The sequence below is a fragment of the Chloroflexus sp. MS-CIW-1 genome (assembly GCF_030444705.1).
Lineage (GTDB): Bacteria > Chloroflexota > Chloroflexia > Chloroflexales > Chloroflexaceae > Chloroflexus.
Map to the genome: position 1 here is coordinate 1,000,950 of NZ_JAUBWR010000001.1, position 26,551 is coordinate 1,027,500.

17 protein-coding genes (1 of these 17 running past the window's edge) are annotated in these 26,551 nt (G+C 53.8%); 3 read left to right on the forward strand and 14 right to left on the reverse strand.

From position 1 onward, the window contains the following. Positions 1-10: 10 nt before the first annotated feature. From QTO31_RS04005 to tkt, 12 genes are all read right to left on the reverse strand, one after another. Positions 11-2,410, reverse strand: a complete 2,400-nt coding sequence (locus QTO31_RS04005; RefSeq protein ID WP_301428169.1) for a peptidoglycan recognition family protein — start codon at positions 2,408-2,410, stop codon at positions 11-13. A 49-nt stretch (positions 2,411-2,459) separates the two neighbouring features. Beyond that, entirely contained in the window at positions 2,460-4,538 is a 2,079-nt protein-coding gene (locus QTO31_RS04010) for a putative glycoside hydrolase (RefSeq protein WP_301428170.1), read from the reverse strand. A gap of 373 nt (positions 4,539-4,911) precedes the next feature. Further along, positions 4,912-7,863 (reverse strand): GAF domain-containing protein, encoded by a 2,952-nt coding sequence (locus QTO31_RS04015; RefSeq protein ID WP_301428171.1) that lies wholly within the window; start codon positions 7,861-7,863, stop codon positions 4,912-4,914. A 348-nt stretch (positions 7,864-8,211) separates the two neighbouring features. Next, the gene (locus tag QTO31_RS04020; RefSeq protein ID WP_301428172.1) at positions 8,212-8,991 is read right to left on the reverse strand and encodes an anti-sigma factor; all 780 of its coding nucleotides are present in this window, start codon (positions 8,989-8,991) and stop codon (positions 8,212-8,214) included. Between the two features lie 4 nt (positions 8,992-8,995). Then, positions 8,996-9,586 (reverse strand): sigma-70 family RNA polymerase sigma factor, encoded by a 591-nt coding sequence (locus tag QTO31_RS04025; RefSeq protein ID WP_301428173.1) that lies wholly within the window; start codon positions 9,584-9,586, stop codon positions 8,996-8,998. A gap of 178 nt (positions 9,587-9,764) precedes the next feature. Next, positions 9,765-10,499 carry a ferritin-like domain-containing protein gene (locus QTO31_RS04030; RefSeq protein WP_301428174.1) on the reverse strand — a complete coding sequence of 245 codons (735 nt, stop codon included), beginning with the start codon at positions 10,497-10,499 and terminating at the stop codon, positions 9,765-9,767. Between the two features lie 158 nt (positions 10,500-10,657). Next, positions 10,658-11,554, reverse strand: a complete 897-nt coding sequence (locus tag QTO31_RS04035) for a histone deacetylase (RefSeq protein ID WP_301428175.1) — start codon at positions 11,552-11,554, stop codon at positions 10,658-10,660. Position 11,555: 1 nt separating this feature from the next. Continuing rightward, positions 11,556-12,641 (reverse strand): calcium/sodium antiporter, encoded by a 1,086-nt coding sequence (locus tag QTO31_RS04040; protein ID WP_301429433.1) that lies wholly within the window; start codon positions 12,639-12,641, stop codon positions 11,556-11,558. 96 nt (positions 12,642-12,737) lie between these two features. Further along, positions 12,738-13,040, reverse strand: a complete 303-nt coding sequence (locus tag QTO31_RS04045; RefSeq protein ID WP_301428176.1) for an RNA recognition motif domain-containing protein — start codon at positions 13,038-13,040, stop codon at positions 12,738-12,740. 1,516 nt (positions 13,041-14,556) lie between these two features. Then, positions 14,557-15,021: an HYR domain-containing protein gene (locus QTO31_RS04050; RefSeq protein WP_301428177.1), complete on the reverse strand. Its 465-nt coding sequence runs from the start codon at positions 15,019-15,021 to the stop codon at positions 14,557-14,559. A gap of 333 nt (positions 15,022-15,354) precedes the next feature. Next, positions 15,355-18,498 carry an HYR domain-containing protein gene (locus tag QTO31_RS04055; RefSeq protein ID WP_301428178.1) on the reverse strand — a complete coding sequence of 1,048 codons (3,144 nt, stop codon included), beginning with the start codon at positions 18,496-18,498 and terminating at the stop codon, positions 15,355-15,357. A 308-nt stretch (positions 18,499-18,806) separates the two neighbouring features. Continuing rightward, entirely contained in the window at positions 18,807-20,819 is a 2,013-nt protein-coding gene (gene tkt, locus QTO31_RS04060) for a transketolase (RefSeq protein WP_301428179.1), read from the reverse strand. Positions 20,820-20,982: 163 nt separating this feature from the next. Here tkt and QTO31_RS04065 point away from each other — a divergent pair, with 163 nt between their 5' ends. The 3 genes from QTO31_RS04065 (at position 20,983) to hisF (ending at position 23,283) form a co-directional block, all read left to right on the forward strand. Beyond that, positions 20,983-21,483 (forward strand): hypothetical protein, encoded by a 501-nt coding sequence (locus tag QTO31_RS04065; protein WP_028458017.1) that lies wholly within the window; start codon positions 20,983-20,985, stop codon positions 21,481-21,483. Positions 21,484-21,677: 194 nt separating this feature from the next. Beyond that, positions 21,678-22,466 carry a hypothetical protein gene (locus tag QTO31_RS04070; RefSeq protein ID WP_301428180.1) on the forward strand — a complete coding sequence of 263 codons (789 nt, stop codon included), beginning with the start codon at positions 21,678-21,680 and terminating at the stop codon, positions 22,464-22,466. A gap of 28 nt (positions 22,467-22,494) precedes the next feature. Continuing rightward, positions 22,495-23,283, forward strand: coding sequence for an imidazole glycerol phosphate synthase subunit HisF (hisF, locus tag QTO31_RS04075; RefSeq protein WP_301428181.1), 789 nt, complete (start codon positions 22,495-22,497; stop codon positions 23,281-23,283). A 77-nt stretch (positions 23,284-23,360) separates the two neighbouring features. Here hisF and QTO31_RS04080 read toward each other — a convergent pair whose 3' ends face one another. Together QTO31_RS04080 and QTO31_RS04085 are read right to left on the reverse strand one after the other, a co-directional pair. After that, complete coding sequence (locus QTO31_RS04080; protein WP_031460946.1) at positions 23,361-24,443, reverse strand: B12-binding domain-containing radical SAM protein; 1,083 nt, start codon at positions 24,441-24,443, stop codon at positions 23,361-23,363. 136 nt (positions 24,444-24,579) lie between these two features. Then, positions 24,580-26,551, reverse strand: partial view of an ATP-binding protein gene (locus QTO31_RS04085; protein ID WP_301428182.1) — the 3' portion only. 170 nt of this gene lie beyond the right edge of the window; the window shows 1,972 of its 2,142 coding nt (coding positions 171-2,142); its start codon lies off the right edge, out of view; its stop codon occupies positions 24,580-24,582.

Below are 26,551 nucleotides of genomic sequence, written 5' to 3' on the forward strand. Positions count from 1 at the left end.
AATGTCTGCGTTATGGCAATGGAATGCCGGGGGTGGTGCTCCCACCACGTGCACCACCGCCGGGGTAGAGTGAACGCTCGGCGACAATCGGTTGATTGCTACGTACAATCGCTGCTACCGCCGTTTCACCCGGAAATGCCTCGTGTAATGCTAGCGTATACCTGGCTCTGGCTGGAATACGGATGCTCAGGTTAGTTTTTGTCCCATCACCAAAAATGACTTCGACCGTGACAGTGCTTGTGAGCGGACTCACATTGTGCAAGCAGAGGTAGTAGCTTGCATCACTGGTGCGCCCATCAATAAAGGCCCAGCGGTAAGCTGGTGCACGTACTCCGGTACTAATCGTTCCGGCAGTCCCACCTGCGAAACTCATGACCCGTTCAACCGCCACCGGACGGTCAGCAATCACCTCGGTAGCAATACCAAGACTGGGCACAACTTCATTGACATCAATCGCGAGTTGCGCTCTTGGCGGGATCGCATAGCGTCGAGTAGCAGCAACGCCGGTAGGCCCACGGAAAATGGCTTCGACGTTTGTTGGTTGGTTGTTCGGATTCAGCACCAGGAACTGCGTGCGAAACTCTCCCTCAGTAGTACCCTCGGCGAACAGCCAGCGGCGTGAGAGTGTATCAATTCCGCGTCCGGTATGCAAGCCGCTCCCGCCATTACCGAACCGCATCGTGCGTTCAACCGCCACCGGTTGATCGGCAATCACGCGCATTCCGAAGTGGGTGTCGGCCAGCGGTCGACTCCCGTCAGGGAGGGTTATATCGTGTACCGAGACAACCAGGCGGTTTTGGGCGCCGACCTGTACCTCTTGCTCGAAGACGGTACCATCACGACGCATGTACGTGATCTGCGCTCTGGTCGTGCTGGGTTGGGGATTGAAAATTATCAGATAGGTTTGAGTTTGATTGACCGTGCTTCCCTCGGCAAAGTACCAGACCCGCGAGAGGCGATCGATGCCTGGCCCGCTATCAATATCGGTAGTTAACGCCATTGATCGTTCAGCCAGGATCGCCTCGTTTGCTTCAACGATTGCCGGCAGAGCGTTAGCGGCAGGCGCAATCTCGTTGATGTTCAGGTCGGCCCGCCCACCACCGGATACTTGTAGTTCGCGCACGATGGGCTGACCGGTAGCCGGAAGCAGTGTGATGCGGGCAGTAGCCGGACGAGAAGCTGGGTTGTACAAACTCAGGCGCTGGCTATAGCCTGCGGTGTTACCTTCGGCAAAATACCAGCGGGCACGGACGGTTGCGGTGTCGATGCGTGTGCGCAACAGTGGCAGCAGTTCGCGGAATGCCGGGTAAGGATCAACCGCCGTGCTACTGATCTCAAAGTGACCAGCGATTGCAGGTCGTAATCGGTCACCGCTGGCTGTCGGTTGTAAATCGGTAGGTGCGATGTTGTAGGTTTGGGTCAGCCACGCTAGCAGTCCCACCAGCCGATCTTGGGCTGCCGACGTCGGTGGTTGATTGGCGGGTGTGAGCAGTGCAATCTGCACATCAGCCTCACTGCCACTCACCTGCCGTACCAACGATGTTGGCCCACCCAATCGACCTTCAAACAGATTGCCTTCGCTGTCGATGAGATAGTGATAGATCAGATCATCCCAATTGAGAACTTTAGTCTGATAGACCAGCAGGGCGCGTAGATAAGCCAAAGTAGTGGCCGGGGAAACATCAACGGCCAGTTGGTGAATGACTATTCCTTGTGGATCACGACGATCCGGGCGTGCTGCGGCTGGTTGTGCCCAATCGGCGCGGCTGATCTGGAGGGGTCGCGGGGTTAGTACCGGTTGACCAAACAGGATTGGCCGTTGCGGTAGGCCAGCGGCAAAGATTGGCGGCGTGATCTGGGTTGCCAGATATGACACAGTTACCTCATTAAGCACGGCTGAAGCACGTGGGATCTGGCTGGTGAAGATAGCGCGTAACTGGAGATAGCGGGTATCTTCTGGTAGCGCTAGCGGCGCAGCGGTTGTAAACGCATCTGGATCGGCAGTCGGCGGTTCATCGGCGACAACCAACGGCAACCATGGTCCCCAACCATCATCACCGTTGCTAGGTGGGGTTGAGCGGGCGCGCAGTTCAAGCCGCAGCGCAGTTCCTGTTACCAGATCGGCGCGCCAGACAGCACCAGCCGCATTGGTAGCAAACGCAGTAGCAAACGGCGCCGAGATAAAGCTTCCCTCACTGGCGTCGGCAGCTAGGCGCAATTCACCACCGGCATTGTTCGTGACCAGCAGCCCGGTTACCTCACCGGCTGTCCAGTCGTTCACACTGCTTAAGCGCCAGCTTGATACCTGAGCCATATCAGTTGCCGGGTGGGCGGCAACCGGCAATACCCAGGTCAGTATTCCGGCCAGAATGACGAGCAGACTAATACTCGGTGCCGTTCGTTGGTTCATAGATCATGCCCTGCTGCTAAACCGTCGATTGTGCTCTGTTGATAGAGGGCTACGGTGCCGGACGCACTGCACCGTTAAACGCCCCTTTATAGATATTAGCCGAATCGTACAACATCCAACCGCTTGCTGCTTCAGGTTGCTCTTCAGTCGCATTAATCTGAGCGCGCACCTCAGCCGGTCCGTACTCGACCACCACTGGCGCCCATGGATCGGTGTGATCTTGCAGCCATGGACGTTGCCGGGCATAACTATCTGCCATCAGCCGACCACCCTTTCGCACCGCAATCTGAATGGTCTCATACGGGTACTTCACCGGTACGGCAATGTTGTCTAATCCGCTCCACCATAACGACGGGTACGGCATTGGACAAACGTAGTCGGTGTGCTCACCCATCCGCGTCATATCTTGCGCAATGGTTAGTGACGGACCGTTCACTACCCGCCCGAATACATCAACCGACATGAAGGCACCAGCAGCATTGACAGCCTGGTGAGCGCGTTGCATAAATTCGAGAATCACCTCGTACATTCGGCCCGGATTACCAACAGGATCAATTGGTTCGCTGAATAAGAGCTTATCACGAAATTCATCCCTGGTTCCAAACCAGTCAGGGAAGCGGATGTAATCAAAGTTAATCTCATCAAAACCCATCTGCGCGGCTTCAACTGCCAGGGCGATGTTGTAATCCCAGACATTTTGATTGGTTGGATCAAGATAAGCGTAGCGAATCCCCGGTCCGGGATAATCGGCGTACACCTCGCCGGTTGAGCGCAGACGAATCGACCATTCAGGTCGGGCATCCGATAGCGCATTATCGTGTGAGAAGAGCTGAACACGGGCAATCGTGTAGATGCCGCGTTCTTTCGCTTTGGCAAGAATTGATCGGAAATCAACTCTAGGTGTACTGAGTCCTAATTCCTTTACAAGCGGCACCTGTGAATCGTAATAAACCATACCTAGGTCGTCACGCAGATCGCTTTTGATGTCGATGATCAGCGTGTTCAGTTCAGTACGGTCAATCAGATCGAGGAAGCGATCAACTAATCTCGGCACTGAAGCAACAGCCGCTGTAATGTAGATACCACGCACATAGAAAGGTTCTAGCTCGATCTGATGCGGCATATTGCCAGGCTCAATAGGGATCACTCGTTTGGTATATCCTGGCGCTAACACTTGTACAAATCCACGTTCAGGGAGATTGGGCAGGCGGAATCGACCTTCAACACTATCCCTAATTCGCACAAACGCCACAGCCGTTGAAGTGAGCGTTTCAGTGGCAATGATCGCTGCATTTTGGACAGGTTTTCCGGTGGTGGCGTCGATCAATTGCCCAAAGAGGGTGTCCGGTCTGATGGCGACGTCAAGTGTTGTCGTGCGGGTAAACGGTTGCGTAACCGCCGCAAAACCATCCGCTTCGACGGTAATCTCACCGATCTCTGTCACACCGCGCAATACGTAACGCCCCTCGGCATCTGTTGTTACACTCAGATCGGACAGCTTGACCGTCGCCCCTGCCACCGGTTCACCCGTATACACATTAGTCACCTGACCGCGCAGGATATTAGGGCGGAGCTTAACATCAAAGGTTGTTGTCCGCGAGAGTGTCTCGCGAACCGGTTCATACTCATCAGCACGTACCGTAATACTAAACGTCTCCGGCACATCAGTTAACGTATATTGTCCATTCTCGTTCGTCGTGGTAAGTGGTGGTTCTGTATCGTTCAGGATGACTTCAGCGTTGCGAATGGGTTGGCCGGTATAAGCATCGATGACCTTACCAACGAGCGTATTTGGGCGTAAGGCAGTGGTGATAGTTACGGTCAATACGCCACTTACACCAACACCGGGTTGTTCGGCCAGTGGTAAACTTGTCGGTTCGTAAGCCGGTGCCTGTAGCGCCAGTGTGTCTTCAGGTCGCCAGCGTTCGGTCTGAAAGCGGCCCTGATCATCAGTGGTTAACATCAGATCCCCGATGGATACTGTTGCATTGGGAACCGGTGCACCAGTGTAAGCATCAGTTACGATACCGGTCAATACAACCGGTTGCGACGCACAACTGATCAGGAATATTACGCAAAGAATGCAGATCGACCAGAGGCGAACAATTCGCCGCGCAAATAACACCATGGTTTACAGGCTCCTTTAGTTAGAATGAGGGACCGGTCAAAATGTGTACCAGTCAGGGGTATCTTAAGAGGCTCACAGGCGGCTGTCAAGTGAGGCAAGAGAGGTGAGCGTGTGTCTGAAAAAATCGCCAGGGTAGAATAGCCAGAGCGGGCAGTATCGTGGCGATGGGATGAGTGCAACGTTGTTTCTGTACATATGCGCAATCGGGTCTTGAAGGCCTATCCGAGGACACGGCGTGCGATTGATGGAAGATAGGGGTTGTTGATCATACGCCTATGTCGTTCGACCATCGTCGGGTCTTACCCGTAGGGACGAAGCAATGCCGCACTCAAGCAGTGCCGGTTTTACCCGTAGCGACGAGGCAGCACCTGTCCTACTGCGGTTGTTCCTGATTCACCATTCTGGCTAGCGATTGCTCAACCACGACTTCGTAGATGAAGTGAGCTTCCTGTTTTCCTTTCAACCGAACCGCGCCCAGTTCACGCAGGGGGTAAGGTGATTGATCGGCAAGCACGTGTGCCAAATGTGAAGAAATAATGATCTGACCGGCCTGGGCAATGCTGCATAATCGCGCAGCAGTGTTCACTACATCACCGATCAAGGTATAGTCTTGGCGCTGTTCTGAGCCGATATTCCCCACAACTGCTGAGCCGTAGCCGATCCCGATACCCATTCCAATCTGGAGGTTTAATTCTTCCCGCCATATGTCAGACAGGCGGGCAAAAGCCTGTTGCATTGCCACAGCCGCCAATATCACGCGCTGGGGATCATCAGGGTGACTGATAGGGGTTCCGAAGACACCGATCAAGCCATCACCGAGAAACTTGTCGATCGTGCCATCGTAAGCGTAGAGCGCTTCGGTCATTGCCGTGAAATAGCGATTGAGAATGCGCTCAACCAGAATGTGGGCATCTATCTGTTCGGTTAATGTGGTAAATCCTCGCATATCGGCGAACAGCACCGCCACCGTCCGTTCGGTTGGGGTTCCGAAATCACTCCCGGCGCTAAGCAATTGCTCGGCAACTTGCGGTGATACATAACGGCGGAAGACACTGCGCACGCGCTCACGTTCTTGTTTTTCAAGCTGTTTGATAGCGCTAATATCACGGAAGACCACGACGCGCCCTAATGCTTTTTTATCAACACTATGCACGGGTGCAATACTTACACTAAAGTGGACATCGGTCTCCGGTTCTATCTCGATAGTCGTTGGCTCAGAACGGGCCAGGAAGGGGAGGACTGCTTGTAGGGTTGGCAGTTGATCGACAACCTGCCCACGGTGCGTTTTCTGATCGATCTGCAATCGATGTTGCGCAGCCGAATTTGCCAGCAACAGGCGCCGTTCTGGGTCAATGAGCAGGATCGGGTCGGTCGTACTTTGCAAAATGGCATTGAGGGTCGAGCGCTCATCATTGACAAGCCGGTAGAGACGACTATTTTCCAATATCTGCACGATCAAACTGGCAACCGTCGTAGTTAGTTCTAATTCAGCTTGTTGAAGGGGTTCACGCTGACTGACATCGAGACAGATCACGCCTTGCGTATGCTGTTTCACTTTGAGCGGTACCAGTAAAACGGTTTCCAACCGACGAGCCGCAAAAAACGCTTGTAACGGTGTCAGATCGGATTGTTCTGCTAAACGTACATAGCGCGGTTGATTAAGCCTGGCAATTTTCGCGGCGAGGTATGGATGCCGCTGGAGAAGTTGACGAAGTTCAGCGTCGTTGGGTGATGATTGACCACTTAAAGCAACAATCGTATCGGTCGGCTGTGGGCCAAACAGGATCATTGCTGCCTGTTCTACTTGAAAAATCTGTGCCACTGCCGCAATAATGCGTTGCAGGTTAGAGGGAGCGATAAACTGCGCGGTTAAGGCAAGTGATAGCCGATTGATGTCACTCAATTGTTTAATTCGGCGCTGTTCACTCTCGAACATGCGGGCATTGCTGATGGCAATCGCTAACTGGTTAGCCACTGCTTGAAGAATTGCTTCATCGTTTGAGCTGAAAGCACTGATGTGTGGACTGCGTACCTCGATGGTACCAAATACTTCACGGGCCAGGAGCACTGGAATGCTCAGCGCCGATCGCATCTGTGCTTCACCGGGTAATAACGGTGTAAATCGCGCATCTTGCGACAAATCGTCGATCCGAAGCGGTTCGCGATGGCGGTAGACCCAACCAATGATCCCTTGCTCTACACCGAACGTCAACGTCGTTGAAATAGTTCGTTCTGAGCTAGCGAGGGCCTTCAGCACAAACTGATTGTGCTCATATAATGTGAGTGCCACTAGTGGGTACTGAAACTGGTGATGGAGTATTTGCACCAACAGCCGACTCAACTGATCCATCTGCATGAGTTCAGAGAGCATCTGGTTGAGTTCGTTGATCTGGCGCAGCTCTTCAGCACGTTTCGCCAGCAGCTCTTTTTGTTGTTCACTCAACCGGTAGAGGCGGGCGCTTTCCAGCGCAACGGCGCTCTGGGCGGCAACCGATGACAACAATTCAAGATGTTCGTTCGTAAAATAACCCGGGGTATGGTGTACCAGGGTAATAACGCCCCAGGTGCGGTTATCGCGTATGATCGGCATTGCCGCCACTGAACGCACGTCCTGGTGATAATCGGATGTTGCCAGCCAGCGCGAGTCAAGACGAGTATCTGTAATCAATATCGGGCTGCGCTGACGTAACGCGGCACCAGCCACACCATAGCGCAAAATGTCCTGTAGTTCTGTTGAGGCCGGATGCTGACTGCTCGAATACAGTAAGATTTTATCTTCAATGAAACCGGTTAAAATAATACTGGCCCGAATCGCACCAACCGCGTCGGCTAAGTGGTTTAAAAAACGAGTCAATAGCACATCCAGATCAATACTGGCGCCCAAGTCACGCGAGAGATGCAAGAGTAATTCGGTTTTTCGCTGCTCTTGCTGAAGACTACGTTGTGCTCGCTGGAGACGTAACAGGGCACGTACCCGTGCTACCAACAGATTGTGATCGACCGGTTTGAGCAGAACGTCATCGGCGCCAGCATCGAGATTGCTGATACTGGTGTTGAGATCGGCGTGCGCTGATACAATGATGATAGGGATAAACGGTTTTGTGCGATCTGCCTTGATGCGTCGCGTAATTTCGGCACCGTCAACACCGGGAAGCGCTAAATCGAGCAGGATTAAGTCAGGGGTGATAAGTTGCAGAAAACTTAACGCTTCCTCACCTGTTGTCACCACCGACACCCGAAACCCATGCCGGCTAAGGATGACTTGAAAAATACGCCGGATGTCGTTGTCATCTTCAACAACTAGAATGTGGGCAGGCTCGGGCATACACATCCCCCCTGAGCGGTTCTCCCCTTCAGTATAGCACAGATACAGGTCTGCTCGATGAAAAATATGACATATCGCTGCTGGTGGAGCGAGGGAAAGAAACACGGTAGCTTACTGATTGATTGAAGTGTGGTATAGAAAGCCAAAAATGTTCTTGTGCGCCTTGCCGCCTGAACTAACAATGTGTTAATGACGATTGAACATTATGTATGTAAGGATGTATTCCTGACCGGTCTGCTATGGCATGCTGATGTAGTTCAATATATAATATGGTGCTCAACATTTACAGACAACGAGACTTTCAGAACACAGCACTCTTTTTTCTCCTCATTGGCGTTCATCTTCATCCTACGTTATTCTGCCGGCAATCAGTATCGGCCCTGTAGGTCCATCACTACCGGGAGCTGGCTCAGCCGTGATTGCCAGGGTGCTACCGCCAGGAACTCTTGCTGCCGGTAATCGAACGATACCGTAACCACTCGGGTCAAGCGTGAAGACACCACCACTCACTGGCGCTGCATCCCCTTGAATGACCCAGAGTTGATAGACTTGATTTTCAGTCAACGGAGGTAGTGCAGCAATTAATAACAGCTCTCCGGTTCGATCAAGGTAGATCGATCCCTGTCCGGCATCACCCCGAAGGGATGCGAGTGGTGTTGGATTAGTGAGCACGGCTGCCAATTGCTGTGACGCAGCTTGCGCAGTCGCGGCTAGGGCTTGCGCTTGATCGCGTTGTTGAATAGCAGTTGTCAACTGACTGTGCAGGTTGTTGATATATCCAATGAGACCAAATACGGCAATAATAAGTGCAGTTGCCAGACTGCCAAGTCCTATTAACCAGGGTTGCCGCGAATGTGGGAAGAAATGCTTCTGCTTTGACTCTATCCTCTGGCGACCGAGTGCGTAATCAATCGTTCGTTGACGCCATTCGGGTGGTAGAACTGGTCGTTCCAGGGCAAATGGCAACAAATCAGCAGCAGCACGTAATTCGGCCAGAATCTTCTGCAATTCTGGTCGTTCTGACAGCAATTGTTGTACTTTGGCCCGTTCTGCCGGTTCGAGTGCATCAAGGGCGTAAGCTGTCAGCAAGTCAACTATTTCGTCGGAATACTCCGGTGAAGACTCCATTACCTTACTCCGCAAGCGTGCGCAGAAGCTCACGCAATTTCGATAAACCAAGACGTAGTCTGGTTTTAATGGTTCCAAGAGGTTCGCCAAGTTGTTTAGCGATCTCTGTCTGGGTCATACCACCATAATAGGCCATCTCAATTGCCTGACGTTGAGTTGGTGGCAAGTCAGCCAGGGCTGCCTGGACTGCTTGCCGTAAAGCTCGCTGCTCCAGGTCTTGTTCAACACCTGAGCTGTTGGGTAAGAAGTAAGCCGCTTCAATTCTTGTCAACTCACGATTGCGAGCCCGTTCTCGTTTGCTACGGAGCGTATCAATTGCGCGATGACGGGTAATGCCAATAATCCATCCGACAACTGCTCCTGACTGGTGACGAAATCCACCGGCTGTCTGCCAAATGTTTTGGAAGACATCTTGCATAACCTCTTCGGCGGTTTGCCGATCTCCTGTAATGCGGAGTGCGATGGAATATACTAACGAAGCATACCGATCGTACAATTCGCCGAGTGCAGCTTCATCGCGCTGCACGATTAAGTCTATCAGTAATTCATCGGTTAGGTTAGGTAGACCGGTATCTTCAGATTGTCGCGGCGGCATTAGACTCGAAACCTTTTTCTTTTCAGCATATCTACAACGCTGCATTATAACCGAGTTGGCTGAGATACAATCTAAACCGCCATCCACATGGACTCTCCCTGCTGCGCGTCTTACAGACATACATGAGCCTGCCAGCCTATTTGCTGGCAGGCTCGGCTAGCGTATTAGTCGAAGTTGTTTAGAATACTCTTGTGTATGGTTCCGTTCGGTCAGACTTCACACCGCCAAGGGCACGCATAATCTGATCAGCAGTGGGTGCCGTGACCGGGCCAATAAAGCCTTGTCCACCTTGGAGGAATGGTGCAAGTGTTGGCACAGCATCGGATACATTATAGTAAATAGGCAGTGGCAATGGTAGATTATTGGGAACAAATCCACCAATTTCACGGATCAGCGCCAGGTGCTGAGCTTCACTGCAAGCATGTTGTGCAGTGGTACCTGCCAGGCGGTCGGCCCCTAACTCGGCAAAGCGACGAGTAGCTGCCAGATACGCGCCTACAAATGCAGTCTCTGCATCGGCGCCGACCTGAACAAAGAGAGCTGGATCACGTAGCAGATTAGCCGGAACATAGAACTGGTTGGTTAGTGCCCGACCACCGTTACTGACCAGAAAATCGAGATGATACTTCTCAGCATCGAGAGCAAATTTGAGGTAGAGGACATCCTCTTCGCTGAGACGGAACTGTGCAGAAGTCAATGCTGCATAGTAGAAAGTTGTTGCCAGGGTTTCGGCGGTTGCAGCCAGATTTAGAATGAGCTGGGGATCATCCTTCCGATCGTGCCCGGCTGAAGCTGACTGAATCCCAAACAGATTCGCAAAGCTTGCAACCACCAGGCCGCCACCCAGACCGGCAATGCCCTTAATCAGGCTACGACGTGAGAAGACTCCTTGCTTTGTGTGTTCTGCTGTCACGGTGTTACCTCCACTTTCAGATTGCTCTCAGTACACGCCGCTGCATGTACCTTCATAACATCTGTGCGAAGGTTTTTCGTTTTTGGATCTCAGCTTAAGCAGGAATTTATTGCCAGTTTTTCGTAGCCGGGGAAGCGTATTCACCGTGTTAACAGCAGTTAGCGCAACATAGCCGCCATTGCTACGGTATGGGCGTGAATATCAACCGTATCGACGATCTGGCGGGCATAGCCGCCAGCCATCGTGATAGCAATCGGTACTCCTGCCGCCCGACAGAACGAAAAGATCAACCGATCACGCTCGGCTAAACCGGCTTTGGTCAGGCTAAGCCGACCCAGGCGGTCATCGTAGTACGGATCGGCGCCGGCCAGATAAATGATCAGTTCGGGGCGGGCGCTTGCAAAGACCTGGCGAATACCCCATTCCAGTGCATCGAGGTACGCGGTATCGCTGGTTGCATCGGGAAGACCAATATCCAGATCGCTCTGCTGTTTACGGAACGGAAAATTGTTGGCACCATGGATCGAGAATGTGAAGATCGTCTCGTCGCCAGCTAAAATAGCGGCTGTCCCATCACCCTGATGCACGTCACAATCGATAATCGCCATCCGCTGCGCACGACCTTCAGCCTGCATTGCTCGCGCTGCTACAGCCGCATCGTTGAAGACGCAGTAGCCAGCACCAGCGTCCGAAAAAGCATGGTGGGTGCCGCCTGCCAGATTGACCCCAACCCCTTCGCTAAGAGCGACACGACAGGCAGCTATGGTTGCTCCCACCGAACGCCGTGAGCGCTCGACCATTTGTGGCGACCATGGGAAACCGATCCGGCGTAGTTCAGCACTCGTTAATTGCCCGTTCAATACGCGCTCGATATAAGCTGGTGCATGAGCACGAGACAGTTCAGCGACACTAGCCGGTTCGGGGATATGTAACTGATCAGAGGTGATAATACCCTCATTCAGCACTCGCTCGCGCAGTAGGGCATACTTCTCCATTGGGAAACGGTGTCCTGGCGGTAATGGTAAGACAAACGTGTCAGAATAGAAGACTCGCATGCTATTTACGATTAGCGATTGACGTGCGTTGTTGTCGGCGCTCTTTGCCCAACCAGCGTAGGGCGCGCACGACCAGCAACACCACGGTCAATGGGATCAAAATTAGACCGACAATGGTATTGTACACCGGTAATTCAGCACTGCCAGTAGCACTCAAGACCAGATACAGGGTATAGCTTAAGTAGTAAACCAGCAACAGACTGCCTTCACGTTGGGAAACAACCCGACGAGTAAAGAAGATCGGTAGACAAATAAGTGCTGCACCGACCATCACCGGTAGATCGAGGGCGATAGTAACCTCGGGAACAGCGATTGGCTGTGGTGATAACACCATCGTTGTGCCAAGCACCAGTAACAAATTGAGCACATTACTGCCGACCACATTACCAACAGCAATGTCTCGTTCTCCGCGTAGACCAGCAATCACCGACGTGGCAATCTCTGGTAGCGAAGTACCAACCGCCACGATAGTGAGCCCAATGATCAACTCACTTACCCCAAACCAGGTTGCAAAGGTTACTGCCCCATCGACCAACCAGCGTGCTCCTACAATGAGAAGAGCCAGACCTCCAACAACCATTGCCAGTTGCAGTAGCAGAGCGCGCAATCGTCGCTGCGGTAGGTGTGATTGATGAAGCGCGTCGTGATGTTCGTTGCGCGGCCACATTACCCAGAGATACGCTGTCAGACAGAGGAGCATAATAATACCATCGATTCGCGATAGCGTGCGGTCAAGCGTTAGCAAGAATGTGAGCAGTGAAGCGCCGATCATAACCGGTAGATCGCGGCGAAGAATCGCTCGATCAACCGGAAGCGGCCCGAACATAGCGGCCATTCCCAGAATGAGCATGATATTCGCGATATTACTTCCAATGATATTCCCCAACACGATCGCACCCTGAGCGTTGAATGCAGCTTGTAGGCTCACTGCAATTTCAGGTGAGCTGGTACCGATGGCCACAATCGTCAGACCGATAATGAGAGGCGAAACACCCAGGCTGGCTGCTAGGCTAGCCGCGCCACGCACAAGCAGATCGGCGCCAAAGACTAGCAGGATAATCCCTGCAATAAAGAGGACGATAACCATGGTATGTCCTGACACAATGCGCCCCCTGTCACAGACAGGGGGCAGATAGTTCCCGCAAACGAGCCAGTTGAGGCGCGACCGGCTCGAAGGGAAGCGTTAATAACGCCGACCGCCGAAGCCGCCGCGATCACCACCAGAACGATGGCCGCGGGAACTCTTGTCCTCCGCTTCGTTTACCCGAATTTCGCGCCCATTAATTGCACGGCCATTGGTTTGGCTAATCACGGTTGCCACATCGGCGACTTCCATCTCGACAAAGCCAAAACCACGTGATCGACCGGTCTCCCGATCATTGATCACTCGTGCACTTCGTACATTGCCGTAGTCCTGAAAGAAGGCTTCAAGTGTTGCATCGTCAACACTCCAGGCCAGATTGCCGACAAAGAGCTTCACGTACATGTCCGGTCCCACTCCCTCCGCGTTGATAAGCAACGCAGTCACTCACGGGTATCGTACCCACTACCACGCCTCCGAAACAAACACCGCACGCTTCGCCTCAGAGCGGGCGGCGGCCCACAGCGCCGCGTGCTGTTCCTCTGGCGTGGAGGTCTTGCGGACGGGGGAGTCGATCGGGCCTCAAACGGACGAACGGACTCTCGCGGCAACGTGACGCTGTGTAACGGCTATAGTGTATCACATTCGTCGCCAGATGAAAAGACCTTTGAAGGTTTCAATAAAAGGTTTTCAGCTTCGGGTCACCTTCGATGATCAGACAATATATCAGCGGCGGAACACCGACGAACCTCACCCATCCGTACTTGGGTGCGCAGGCCTCCGGCCAGAAGCGGTGCTCGTTCTTGCTTGATCTCTTTGCTACCTCATCCATCCGTCCCTGGGTGCGCAGGCCTCCGGCCAGAAGCGGTGCTCGTTCTTGCTTGATCTCTTTGCTACCTCACCCATCCGTCCCTGGGTGCGCAGGCCTCCGGCCAGAAGCGGTGCTCGTTCTTGCTTGATCTCTTTGCTACCTCACCCATCCGTCCCTGGGTGCGCGGGCCTCCGGCCAGAAGCGGTGCTCGTTCTTGCTTGATCTCTTTGCTACCTCACCCATCCGTCCCTAGGTGCGCGGGCCTCCGGCCCGCATCCGCGATGTACAGAGGGAACCTATCGGTTGGCACATCAGCGACCATTACCTGCCAGATCCCAGTCCCCTAGCTCCTCCTGCTTACGGGTTAGGAACCCGCCCCTCCCATACGCTAGCGACATAAATGACGCGAGAAGTGTGGCGTGGGGAGACCGCTGTCGGAACGGGAAACTGAACACCGATACACGTATTGTCGAGAAGGTAAGACTTTCTCATTTGCTGCTCTCGTTTCTTCTCCTCTCTCTGTACCTCTGCCAGGTAGGGTGAAAACGTTGAAAAGCCCTAAGCGCCTGATCAAAAACACGGATTTCTCATCGGGTACGTACCGTGCCTGTGCAACCATTATGTAGGAGGTTGCTAATATGCCTTCGTTCCCGCACCCTGCGTTCCCCCTTCCTCTCTTACATGGGGAGAGGAAGGGGGCCAGGGGGAAGGTGAGGGTCGTCAGGCGTGCTCCGTAGCACCGACGCTACAACCGTTGAGCGCATCGAGGAGACTCATGCATTGCCCGCCAACGTTTCCCTGGCCATTATGGCGCTGTCGTGGTTGAGAATCATCAACAGCCCAGGCTTTTGATTACGCTCTAAGGTTCCAATGATGAGGTTTGTAAAGTTTTTTGCCTGCCTGCTGGTGATGGTGAAGGAGCACGACCGAAAACCGGAAACTTTGCCCCTCTAGTGGTACTGGTGGGAGGGGCAGATTAAAATCTGCCCCTACCTTCTGAGGAATTACCTTGCTCGACGAGGTGACGAAGTCCTATCGAGCGATGACTAACGGTAAATATCGGCTGCATTTATCACCAAATAACCACAACTCACCACATTTGAGTGGCTCCTATACACTGGTAATGATCGGGATGAAAAGACGATGGTGTGGTATTTGTGGTGCTCCAGACGGCGTGATTGTGACCGTAAAGCTGCCGGTGGCAGTGTTGCCGGACGGGTCGCTCGCCGAACAGGTGACAGTGGTAGTGCCAAGCGGGAAGGTGCTGCCACTGGCCGGGGTACACGTCACCGGAACCGCCCCCGCTACCGTGTCACTGGCTGTCGCCGTGTAGGTGACCACCGTCCCACTGGGGCCGGTCGCCTCGCGAGAGAGATTGCCCGGCAGATTCAGCGACGGTGGGGTCGTATCGACAACGGTGACGGTAAAGCTGCCGGTCGCCGTATTTCCGGCGGGATCGCTCGCCGTGCAGGTGACGGTGGTGACGCCGAGCGGGAAGGTGCTGCCGCTGGCCGGGGTACAGGTGACCGGAACCGCCCCCGCCACGGCATCGCTGGCCGTTGCGAGGAGACTCATGCATTGCCCGCCAACGTTTCCCTGGCCATTATGGCGCTGTCGTGGTTGAGAATCATCAACAGCCCAGGCTTTTGATTACGCTCTAAGGTTCCAATGATGAGGTTTGTAAAGTTTTTTGCCTGCCTGCTGGTGATGGTGAAGGAGCACGACCGAAAACCGGAAACTTTGCCCCTCTAGTGGTACTGGTGGGAGGGGCAGATTAAAATCTGCCCCTACCTTCTGAGGAATTACCTTGCTCGACGAGGTGACGAAGTCCTATCGAGCGATGACTAACGGTAAATATCGGCTGCATTTATCACCAAATAACCACAACTCACCACATTTGAGTGGCTCCTATACACTGGTAATGATCGGGATGAAAAGACGATGGTGTGGTATTTGTGGTGCTCCAGACGGCGTGATTGTGACCGTAAAGCTGCCGGTGGCAGTGTTGCCGGACGGGTCGCTCGCCGAACAGGTGACAGTAGTAGTGCCAAGGGGGAAGGTGCTGCCACTGGTCGGCGTACAGGTCACCGGCACTGTACCCGCTACGGCGTCACTGGCCGTTGCGGTGTAGGTGACTACCGACCCGGCCGGGCTGGTTGCCTCACGCAAGAGGTTGTCCGGCAGATTCAGCGTCGGCGGTGTGGTATCGACGACGGAGACCGTAAAGCTGCCGGTGGCGGTGTTGCCGGACGGGTCGCTCGCCGTACAGGTCACGGTGGTGGCGCCAAGCGGGAAGGTGCTGCCACTGGCCGGGGTACACGTCACCGGAACCGCCCCCGCTACCGTGTCACTGGCTGTCGCCGTGTAGGTGACCACCGTCCCACTGGGGCCGGTCGCCTCGCGCGAGAGATTGCCCGGCAGATTCAGCGACGGTGGCGTGGTATCCACAACGGTGACGGTAAAGTTACCGTTTGCCGTGTTGCCGGCGGGATCGCTCGCCGTACAGGTCACGGTGGTGGCGCCGAGTGGGAAGGTGCTGCCACTGGCCGGGGTACACGTCACCGGAACCGTTCCCGCCACCGTGTCACTGGCTGTCGCCGTGTAGGTGACCACCGTCCCACTGGGGCCGGTCGCCTCGCGCGAGAGATTGCCCGGCAGATTCAGCGACGGTGGGGTCGTATCGACAACGGTGACGGTAAAGCTGCCGGTCGCCGTATTTCCGGCGGGATCGCTCGCCGTACAGGTCACGGTGGTGGCGCCGAGTGGGAAGGTGCTGCCACTGGCCGGGGTACACGTCACCGGAACCGTCCCCGCTACCGCGTCACTGGCCGTTGCGGTGTAGGTGGCAACTGAGCCACTTGCATCAGTAGCTTCTACCGATATATCGCCGGGCAAGCTTAGCGACGGTGCGGTAGTATCGATGGTAAAGGTGATCGCCACATCACTCCCCAATGTAATTCCACCAACGCTTGTCAGCGTGGCACAGGCGATCAGTGTATATTGTCCATCAGGTAATGGCTGAATGGTTGGCTGAATTGTTACGGTGAACAGATTCACATTAACATTGGCAATCAAACTACTACCGGCGCCACTGCACGAAGTCACTGAACCACTAACGAGACGGTAGTTGGCGACATCGGCGCCGTTGCGTAACAATTCTGCGAAGGTTAAGCCCAACTCCCTAACCGAAGCATTGATCAGATCACCATTATTTAATGGTGTGATGGTGGCGCCGTCACTACGTGTAGCAGCCTGTACCGCGGGTGGGACAAAACTCAAACGACGCCCAAAGACCTCGAACTGACGATTGGACGCCACTCCATCAAGATAGCCGGCCCAAACTGCCATATAGCGCCCGCTACCGGTTGCCGCAACTCGTGGCGCAACTCGGTGCCAATTGACCGGGTTGAGCAGGGTCGAGCCAGCAGTTTCTGCTTCACCTCCCGGTAATGGACGGGTCAGGCCACTGCTGCTCGCTTGAAAGGCAGTCGGCGCAAGCGCTGGGGTGTTACCGATCTGGAAGTTACCACCGCCAACCGGAGTCAGCGGAATACTCCCATCGGTATCAGCATTAAACCGTTGACCGTAGATCTCGAAGCGGTCATTCACCGTCGGATCACCACGCCAGACGACCAACCATTCACGGTTGAACGGATCGTAAGCCACATCGACATCAAGTCCCTTGAAGCGATTATCAACACCGTTGGAACTAAAACTGACCCGCTGATTGCTTACCGAAGTACCAAAGCCGGTCGCCTGGCGTAAACTGACGTAGACCTCTTCAAAGCCATTGACATCATCACCAAACCAGGCGACCAGATATTGATTGCGATCAGGGTTGTGCGCTACAGCTGGCCGATACGCATCACAACTGGCGTTCGCACAACCAGTCGTTTCACCAGTTTGGCTAATGCGGTGATCGTCACGGTAGTTAGAACCAATCCCAGGCAAGAGGTGGGCTTGTGTGCCATCGGCCGCGAGTACTTGGCCATAAATCTCGAATTCACCGTCTTCGACGCCACTGGCATTGTTATCAGCCGACCAGACCACGAACCACTGGTTATCAATACTGTTGTAGGCAATTGCCGGTGTTACAGCATCATAGTCAGGGCGAACATAGCCGGTAGCGCCGGTATTGAAGCCAGCACGGCTTACCAGAAAATCGTTTGGTCCAATTTGGCCGATGAAGCGTCTTTGTGGATGGGGATCGAGGGAGAAGCGCTGACACCGAATCTCAAATTCACCACCTTGCTCGGCAAAAGGTTGAGAGAGAAATCCATTCGCTCGATCATCAGACCAACAAATCAAGAACTCACCATTTTGACTATTGTAGGCGACATCGGGAGAGAACGCATCCCAGTCAGGATTTCGTCCGTCGAAGTAAGTTCGATAGAACAAAACGTTGATCTCGCTGATGCGATCATCCTGCGGATTACCACACTCATCACGGATCAACAGATCACCGTTGGCAGCAACCACCTGCACGTAGATTTCATAAGCGCCAGCAGCGCGATAACCGGCACGACCAGCAGCAGGGTTACTACAGTCGATATAAGGATTGGTGTTGTCGGCAGTCCAGGTCACCAGAAACACATTATCGCGTGCACTGTAACTCACCGCCGGACTGTAAGCATCAAACGGATCGGTAGCCAGATCATTTCCATTCCGACTGATCCGAAACGCAGTCCCACTCACTTCAGCATCAGGTGCAGTAGGTGGCACCGGCTCACCAGTGGTAGCATCAATAAACTGACCATAAATCTCAAACTCATTGCTACCACCGCCTTCACGGGGACGAGCGTACACGACCAGGTACTGGTTGGTCACCGGATTGTAGGCAATATCCGGCTCAAAAGCATCGCGTAATGGTGCAACAAAACTGACTCGTTCATCATTGTCACCGATCACACTATTCAGCGTGAGATTGCCACCCGGTAATGAACCTTCTGACGACATCGGCTTGTCGGATCGCTGCGCATTACCGATCTCTGGCATCGTTCCAAGCATTACTCCAAGTGCGACCAGCAATGTGATGGTAGACAGGAATCGCATAACCTCCCTTCCGTTGCGAGCTTATACAGGGCTGTAGAGCACAGGATGTAACGCTAATGGGAATGTACTCGGTATGAGCATACCGTTAGCAGGTGTAGGGAGAATGAATGGCTCGTTGCGAAGAATGTGACAAAATTGTTACAAGCAGACGAACGGTTTCGGATACCTCCTTATCAGGTGCGCACGACAGGCGACACTCGAACTCATCTCAATCCTGAACAAGGGAAGGTAAAAGAAGTTCCCCCCTTCCGCTGCTAATATTGAGGCGGAAGGAGGGCGGCAGTGATGCTCATGGGTTGCACAGACTATCAAGCTGTAGCCGAGAGACGTTGCTTCACAACGGCAACAATCCGTTCAACAGTCAGACCAAACTCAGTATAGATGCGTTGAAATGGTGCCGATGCCCCAAACCGATCCACGCCGATAATTGTCCCTTCACAGCCGACATAGCGTTCCCAACCGAGAGACCGTCCGGCTTCAATCGCTACCCGTACTGGTATCGATGAGGGGAGGACCTTCTCGCGGTACCCTGCCTCTTGCTGATCGAAGAGTTCACGACAGGGCATACTCACGACTCGTACCGCGATCCCTTCCGCTTCGAGTTGATCGGCAGCAGCAAGGGCCACTGCCACTTCTGAGCCGGTTGCAATGATCAGTGCCTGCGCCGACTCGGCATCACGCAAAATATACCCGCCACGGAGGACACCTTCGGCAGCACCCAGCCCACTCCGGTCGAGGGTCGGCACGTTCTGGCGTGACAGAATAATCGCTGTTGGCCCATCGGTCCGCTGAAGGGCTAAGCGCCAGGCCATTGCTACCTCATTTGCATCTGCCGGACGCACAACCAATACATTAGGAATAGCACGCAACGCAACTAAATGCTCAACCGGCTGGTGCGTTGGTCCATCTTCACCAACACCGATACTATCGTGGGTGAAGACATAAATGACCCGTAATTTCATCAACGCTGCCAGACGAATGGATGGGCGCATGTAGTCGCTAAATACCAGAAAGGTACCGCCATACGGAATAATCCCGCCATGGAGTGCCATCCCATTGAGAATAGCGCCCATCGCGTGCTCGCGCACACCGAAATGCAGGTTACGGGCCTGAAAGTTGTCGCCACTGATTGAGCCAAAGCCTTCAAGATACGTAAAATCCGACGTGTGGAGATCGGCTGAACCACCGAGAAGACCTGGCAGGATGGGTGCCAGCGCTTGCAACACTGCCCCTGAAGCAACCCGCGTGCCTTTTGCTTTCGGATCAGGCGGAAAGACCGGCAACGCTGCTTGCCAGTTCGCCGGCAGTCCACCTTGTTGCAGCAGATCCCATTCAGCCGCCAGATCAGGGTATGAAGCCCGGTAACGGTTCAGCATCGCCTCCCATTCACGCTGACGCGCTTCACCAACCTCTACGGCCAGATGCATATGTTCGTAGACTTCAGGTGGTACGTAGAAGGATGGTTCTGTTGGCCATCCTAATACCTCTTTGGTCGCTTTGACACCTTCGACGCCCAGTGGTTCGCCGTGCGCTTTATGGCTCCCTGCGCGCGGGCTTGCATACCCAATAATGGTACGGGTAATAATGAGCGATGGGCGTTGGTCATCGGCGATCGCTTCTGCCAGCGCTAGGGCAACCGACGACATCGTATGACCATCGGCATACAAGACCTGCCAGCCATAGGCGGCAAACCGGTCGGCGACGTTTTCGCTCCAGGATAGTTTGGTTGGTCCAACCAGAGAAATATCGTTGCTATCGTACAGGACGATCAGCTTGCCTAACCGCAAATGCCCGGCCAGGCTGGCTGCTTCGTGCGAAATCCCTTCCATCAAATCGCCATCACTGGCGATAACGTAGGTGTAATGATCAACGATGGGAAACCCGGCCCGATTGAATTTGGTTGCGAGCCAGCGTTCGGCGATGGCCATCCCGACGGCGGTGGCAAAGCCCTGCCCAAGCGGACCGGTCGTCATTTCAACACCAGGTGTTTCGTGGTATTCGGGATGACCGGGCGTTCGACTGCCCCATTGCCGAAACTGCTTCAGGTCGTCAAGCGCGAGATCGTAGCCGGTGAGGTGAAGTAACGCATACAGCAGCATTGACCCATGGCCAGCAGAAAGGACGAACCGATCACGGTTCGGCCAGTGCGGATCACTTGGATTGTGCTTGAGAAAGCGCGTCCAGAGCACATAGGCAGCATCTGCCATTCCCAACGGCATACCGGGATGTCCACTATTGGCCTGTTGGACTGCGTCAATAGCCAACGCCCGTATCGCGTTAGCGCACAACCGATCAAGAGTGGCGGTAGTAGGTTCGTTCATGAAGTGGCATCTCCTCTTTGCAAACACTCATCGCGGTGTTCTGATATTCCCCACTCTTTCAATCATACCACTGTCACCAACATTCACTGCACGACGACTGTTACCATAGCGCCCGAATTTGCTATTATTGCACCTGTAACAGGTTCTAACGAAGTGAGGTATTATGGCGCAATCAATAATAAGCCTTGAGACCGATCCGGAAATCGAAGGGCTATGGGTAGCTATCGAAACGGCCCGCGCCGCGAGTTATCCGCTCATCGGAGCTGCTTTTCGGTTGTACCGGCCACCATCTGATCCGTACACCGTTCTCGATGCAGTAGCGCGTGAACTTGATTTTCAGCCGCTTGGTAAACATTGGATCGAGATACCGCGACGGATTGCACTCAAGATTGCAACCCATATTATTGCTCATGATCTGGCGTATCCTGATGAGATTGTTCCCGAAGCACAGGCAACCGAGCTAGCCAGACGGGTCCTGGCGCTGCTCGATGCTAGAGCACGCTTTTTTACCAATGGTGCAGTGAGCGGTGGTTTTGCCGTCTACGACATTCACGGGAATGAAGTGGTGGGGTGGCGTTCACTCAGTGAGGCGCCGTTAGATCATGGTTTGTTCGCATTTGATGAACGACGTGTTGTGGTACTGTGGGCCGAGGATGCGCCATAGAAGGAATGACTTCAGGTATAATTGAGAAGAATATCTCACACGCAAGAGGGGTTCGGCTCTGAAACCTGCCCCTCCTATTCGGCTAGAGAACAGCTTACCCGATAGCTGCCCAGGATCACGGTAGTTGTAACGCTTACGTGTTATCTGCCTCCCCAGCGTTTATACCTCGCCGTCTGGGTTATCATGGTTTTGGTATGGATAACCGACGTCCAATCATCAGTACATCAGCAATAACAGCACCGTTTCGCGTATTCTGGAGTGCTCTGCGTGACCTGTTCGACGAGTTCCTCCTACTTACCTTTGCCAACATTATCTGGGCAGCGCTGAGTGTGCCCCTTTTCAGTGTTGCTTGCGTCGCGATGGTGAGTAATGCCGCGCTACCGGCAGCGGCAGCAGCATTGGCTGGTGTATTACCCGCAGCGCCGGCCTTTGCCGGCCTGTACGCTCTGAGCAAGCGGATCATAGAAGGTAGGGCCTGCAAGCTAACCGACTTTTTTGCCGGGATGCGGGCGTATGCCCTGCCTGCCTGGCGTCTGTACGGAAGCTGGATGGCCGGTCTAGCCTTGATTTTGTGGAATCTGGCGTTCTATTCTGGTGTTCCCGGCTTGCTTGGAGGTGTGCTGATTGGCTTTTTTCTCTACCTGTTTATGCTCTGGTCAGCACTCATTATCTATGCTTTCCCACTGATGGTTTTGCTCGATCAACCTTCACTACGACAGATTGCCCGTAATGCCCTCCTGCTCATCCTTATGCGACCGCTGTATACCCTGGTTACTATGCTCTTGATGGGGATCATCTTAGTGGTGAGCAGTCTGGTACTTATTGTTCCATTTCTCCTCTTCAGCGTATCATTTCTTGCCCTCTGGGCAGTACGGGCAACCCAGTTGTTGATTGATGAAGTGCAGAACAAGCAGGTGACTGAAGCGGCGACAACAACACCGGTTGAAGAGCGTGGTCGGCGTGGGCAGGTTCGGCCGAAGTAATACCAGTAACTGGAAGAAAAGGTGACATATGCTGACACGACGTATCATCCCCTGCCTCGATGTGAAAGCAGGGCGAGTGGTTAAAGGGGTGAAATTCCTCAATCATCGCGACGCCGGTGATCCAGTAGAGTTGGCCGCGGCGTACAATGCTGCTGGCGCCGATGAGCTGGTCTTTTACGATATTACCGCCTCGAGTGACGAGCGGGCGATCATGGTTGAGGTGGTTGAACGAACTGCCGCTGAGGTCTTTATTCCGCTGACTGTTGGTGGCGGGTTACGCAGTGTTGAAGATATGTATCGAATGCTGCGGGCCGGCGCCGATAAGGTGAGCCTGAACACGGCTGCGGTCTACAACCCACAATTGATCGCCGAGGGTGCGCGGCGCTTTGGTAGTCAGTGCATCGTACTATCGGTGGACGCTCGGCGGGTCAATGCACCTGGCGAGCCACCGCGCTGGGAAGTCTTCACCCATACCGGGGCTAATCCACGTCCAACCGGTCTTGATGCTATCGAGTGGATCAAGCGGGGGATCGAATTGGGCGCCGGCGAAATCTGCATTAACAGTATGGACGCCGACGGTGCGCGTACCGGTTACGATCTTGAGCTGTTGCAGGCAATCACCGCTATAGCGTCGGTACCCGTGATCGCATCGGGGGGAGTTGGTTCGCCACACGATACGTATCGCGGGATCGTTGAAGGGGGAGCTGATGCCGTGCTGGCGGCTTCAATCTTCCACTTCGGCGACTACTCGATTGCCGATGTCAAGCAATACCTGGCCGAGCGAGGTGTACCGGTGCGGCAAATATCAGCAAGATGAGAGGAAATGTTGCGCTACGTTGGGCAGTGGTTGACGTCGTTGATGATCGGCCCAGTATGAGCTTGATCTGCCACGCCCTACTCATCTTCGGCCAGATGCTGCACGCGCAATTGCCAAAGCAAACTACCCAATGCCGGGCCAAAACGATCAATCAGGCGCTGTCGGCTACGCCCTTGCTGATACCGTTGACGCGCAAAGCGCTGTATCTGTTGTTCATCATCACCAACTCGCAGCGTCTGCATAAGTTCAAACGAGACATCGTTGAGACCGAACGTCGCAGCAACGTCAATCAGGCGGGCAATCGCCTCGTAGGGGGGTTCGAGCAACACGGTTGCATGGGTATAGATACCCAGCTCACCAGCACTGGTTATCAGTTTCTGCACCTGATGGCGACGCTGCACTGAATCGAACATACTGCTTGCCGCAATCGAAAACGTCAGTGCTTCGCAGCCGGCCTGCGCCAGCCGCGGCAATGTTTCTTCGCGTAAGTGCTCAAGGGTAACGGTAGCTTGCCATCTGACATTGAGGTTGGCCTTAATGAAGTAATCAAGCAGATCGTTCAGCCAGCTTTGGTCAATCGTCAACTCAGGTTCACAAAAGAGCACATTCCGAATCCCAAACTCGGCCATCACGGCCTGAATCTCTTGTCCGATAGCGTGCGGTGAACGCATGACCCATTTACCGCGGTCAGACCACCCGATGACTACCGGTGTTTGTACTTCACCACCCGGCGCACGTAGGGCGTAGCGTTCGAGTGAGAGCAGATGACGGGCCGGATAAGGGAGTGCATCGGCTGACAGTTCGGTGGTCGTATCGGTATTATCACTATCAAGCCAGGCCATCACATGGTTGACGATTGTTGGCGCTTCACTCCCACTCCGTTGAACGAGCAGGGGTAAGATGTCAGGGTAGGTCTGATGAAAATAGGTAACAGCCTGTTCGATGATACGGCTATCATCGCCGGCAATGATCATTCGTTGGGGTTGAAATGTCTGTAACCGTCGTCGAATATCGTTCCAACTTCCTGCCGACTCGAGCGCACGATCGTAGAGACGCACGATGGCGCGCCGCTGCTCAAGGATTGCCGCGATGTATGCCAGGGTGAGCGGTGGTAGCCGGTTTTGTTGTTTACCAGGTAGAGCAATGAGCGCAATCTTCACGTCGTTTCCCCCAACAATCGTGCAGAAGCAGAAAGTGCATTTTTTGCTTACGTAGGAAATCGTTAAAAGAGTTGCAGAAATACTAGATATTGATCGCTACAAAATATATCGTGTTTCACATACAATTGCTATAAAGTCATACAGACGCATGACGATTAACTAGCATATCAAATGTGTCTTTATCTGGTAATGGCAGAGAGAACGAGAAGCGTGTCCCTTTTCCTACCTCACTGTGCGCAATCCATATCTTGCCGCCATGGGCTTCTACAAACTGTTTACAGATTGCCAGTCCCAGGCCAAGATGCGTCTTTTTCACCGGTATCCCGTTATCGACCTGGTAGAAGGGGAGAAATACCTTCTCAATCTGATCGGCTGGAATCCCTACACCGGTATCTGTCACATGTACGTAGATGCCTTGGGAATGCTGCTCGGCACTCACGACGATCTTTCCACCGTTGGGTGTGGCCTTGATCGCATTTTCGATCAGATTCGTCAGAACCTGACTAATGCGCTCCTCATCGATGATTACATCGGGTAACTGCTCGGGTACATCCCAGCGCAGATCGATACCCTTCTCGTGAGCCTGCTGCTGTTGTTTGATGCACGTGGTAATAATGAGATCGATGATATTTGCCCGTATCGGACGCAACTTAAGCTGATTGGTCCCGTTGCGATTGATCTCAATGAGTTCTTCAACCCGTTTTTTCAAGCGATTGGCGCTATCTTCCACCTCACCCAGAAACTCACGTTGACGTTCGGTGAGCTTCCCAACGTTGTCGCTCTCTTTCAAGACAATAGCGAGAAACCCTTTGAGCGTATTCAGCGGGTTACGCAGCTCGTGGGCTAATTTCGCAATAAACTCACGACGTTGCCGTTCCTCTCCCTTTTGATCCGTCACATCGTGTAAGACCAGAACAGCCAGTCGGGTATCGGCCGAGGGGTTTACCAGGGTCGCATGAACGTGATAGAACCGCGCCTGTTCGGTTTCGCCATCCACAATCTCCTGGCTCAGCGAATTCCCCTCGTGATGGACACGAAGAGCAAGTTCGATCAGACGGTTCGCCAGATTACCACTGCGCGCCATACTCTGCGCAATAATCTGACGGGCTACCGCGTTGTCGAGGTAGACCGTTCCCTGCTGATCGTACACAATCAGGCCATCGGCCATGTCGTGTAAAACAGCACTGAGTACCGCCTGTTGACGGCTCAATTGTACATGGAATTCAGCGTTACGAATGGCGATCATCGCCTGAATACTAAACGAGGTCAGATGTCGTTCTTCAGCAGGTGAAAATGTGGTGACCTGTCGGCTTACAACACTGAGGGTACCACGAATGTGATCGGGTTGGTCGGGATCAAATAATGGTACGCTAAGCGCAGCCCGAAATTGATGCGCAGCCAATGGCTGCCATTCCGGTTGTTGCGTGATTTGAAATCCATCGAGCGAAACGGGCCGCTTACTGTTCATGACGGTCTGCGCCAATACGGTTGCCCAATCAGCCTGATGTTCACTCGCATGGAGGAGGCGATGTTCCAGACCAGTGGGTCGCGCCAGAGTCAGTGCGACATCATCAATACGCTGCACGCCCAGCATATGAGTGAGCGAGTCGAGGATTTGATGCAAAACGTCATCCAGGCTGAGCGAGCTACTGATAGCGCGTAAACTCTCACCAAGGGCTTCCATTCGGCGCAGACGATCACGCAGTTCGTTGTTCGATTCTTCAAGATTGGCGACTTGTTGCTTCTGTTCACGCCGCAGATGATCGTAGCGAGCACGCCACTCACGGGCGGCTAGATTGCGCCTGTCCCCAAACCAGATCAGGGCTGCAACAACAACGAGACTGAGCAGGAGGCTACCAACCGGTGCAAGTGTCGTGGGTGTGGTGAACGTCATCGCGTTCCCGGCCCCCAGGAATAAGATAAAGCCAATAATTGCCGGTAAGAACGCTGGCCATAGCGAGTAGAAACGGTAGCGCCAGGCGCGTAGGGCACCGATCCCCTGCACGACCGTTAGAGCAGCAGGGCCACCAAACGTAATACACCAGAAGACAAACAGGAGATCGCTCGCGATGCTACCGAGCAAGAGGCGATTTGTTACAGAGGGGTAG

Bases quoted from the DNA above. Each gene is read 5' to 3' on its own strand.
- QTO31_RS04005 (WP_301428169.1), bottom strand. From the start codon at position 2,410: ATGAACCAACGAACGGCACCGAGTATTAGTCTGCTCGTCATTCTGGCC.
- QTO31_RS04010 (WP_301428170.1), bottom strand. From the start codon at position 4,538: ATGGTGTTATTTGCGCGGCGAATTGTTCGCCTCTGGTCGATCTGCATT.
- QTO31_RS04015 (WP_301428171.1), bottom strand. From the start codon at position 7,863: ATGCCCGAGCCTGCCCACATTCTAGTTGTTGAAGATGACAACGACATC.
- QTO31_RS04020 (WP_301428172.1), bottom strand. From the start codon at position 8,991: ATGGAGTCTTCACCGGAGTATTCCGACGAAATAGTTGACTTGCTGACA.
- QTO31_RS04025 (WP_301428173.1), bottom strand. From the start codon at position 9,586: ATGCCGCCGCGACAATCTGAAGATACCGGTCTACCTAACCTAACCGAT.
- QTO31_RS04035 (WP_301428175.1), bottom strand. From the start codon at position 11,554: ATGCGAGTCTTCTATTCTGACACGTTTGTCTTACCATTACCGCCAGGA.
- QTO31_RS04040 (WP_301429433.1), bottom strand. From the start codon at position 12,641: ATGGTTATCGTCCTCTTTATTGCAGGGATTATCCTGCTAGTCTTTGGC.
- QTO31_RS04045 (WP_301428176.1), bottom strand. From the start codon at position 13,040: ATGTACGTGAAGCTCTTTGTCGGCAATCTGGCCTGGAGTGTTGACGAT.
- QTO31_RS04050 (WP_301428177.1), bottom strand. From the start codon at position 15,021: ATGAGTCTCCTCGCAACGGCCAGCGATGCCGTGGCGGGGGCGGTTCCG.
- QTO31_RS04055 (WP_301428178.1), bottom strand. From the start codon at position 18,498: ATGCGATTCCTGTCTACCATCACATTGCTGGTCGCACTTGGAGTAATG.
- tkt (WP_301428179.1), bottom strand. From the start codon at position 20,819: ATGAACGAACCTACTACCGCCACTCTTGATCGGTTGTGCGCTAACGCG.
- QTO31_RS04065 (WP_028458017.1), top strand. From the start codon at position 20,983: ATGGCGCAATCAATAATAAGCCTTGAGACCGATCCGGAAATCGAAGGG.
- QTO31_RS04070 (WP_301428180.1), top strand. From the start codon at position 21,678: ATGGATAACCGACGTCCAATCATCAGTACATCAGCAATAACAGCACCG.
- hisF (WP_301428181.1), top strand. From the start codon at position 22,495: ATGCTGACACGACGTATCATCCCCTGCCTCGATGTGAAAGCAGGGCGA.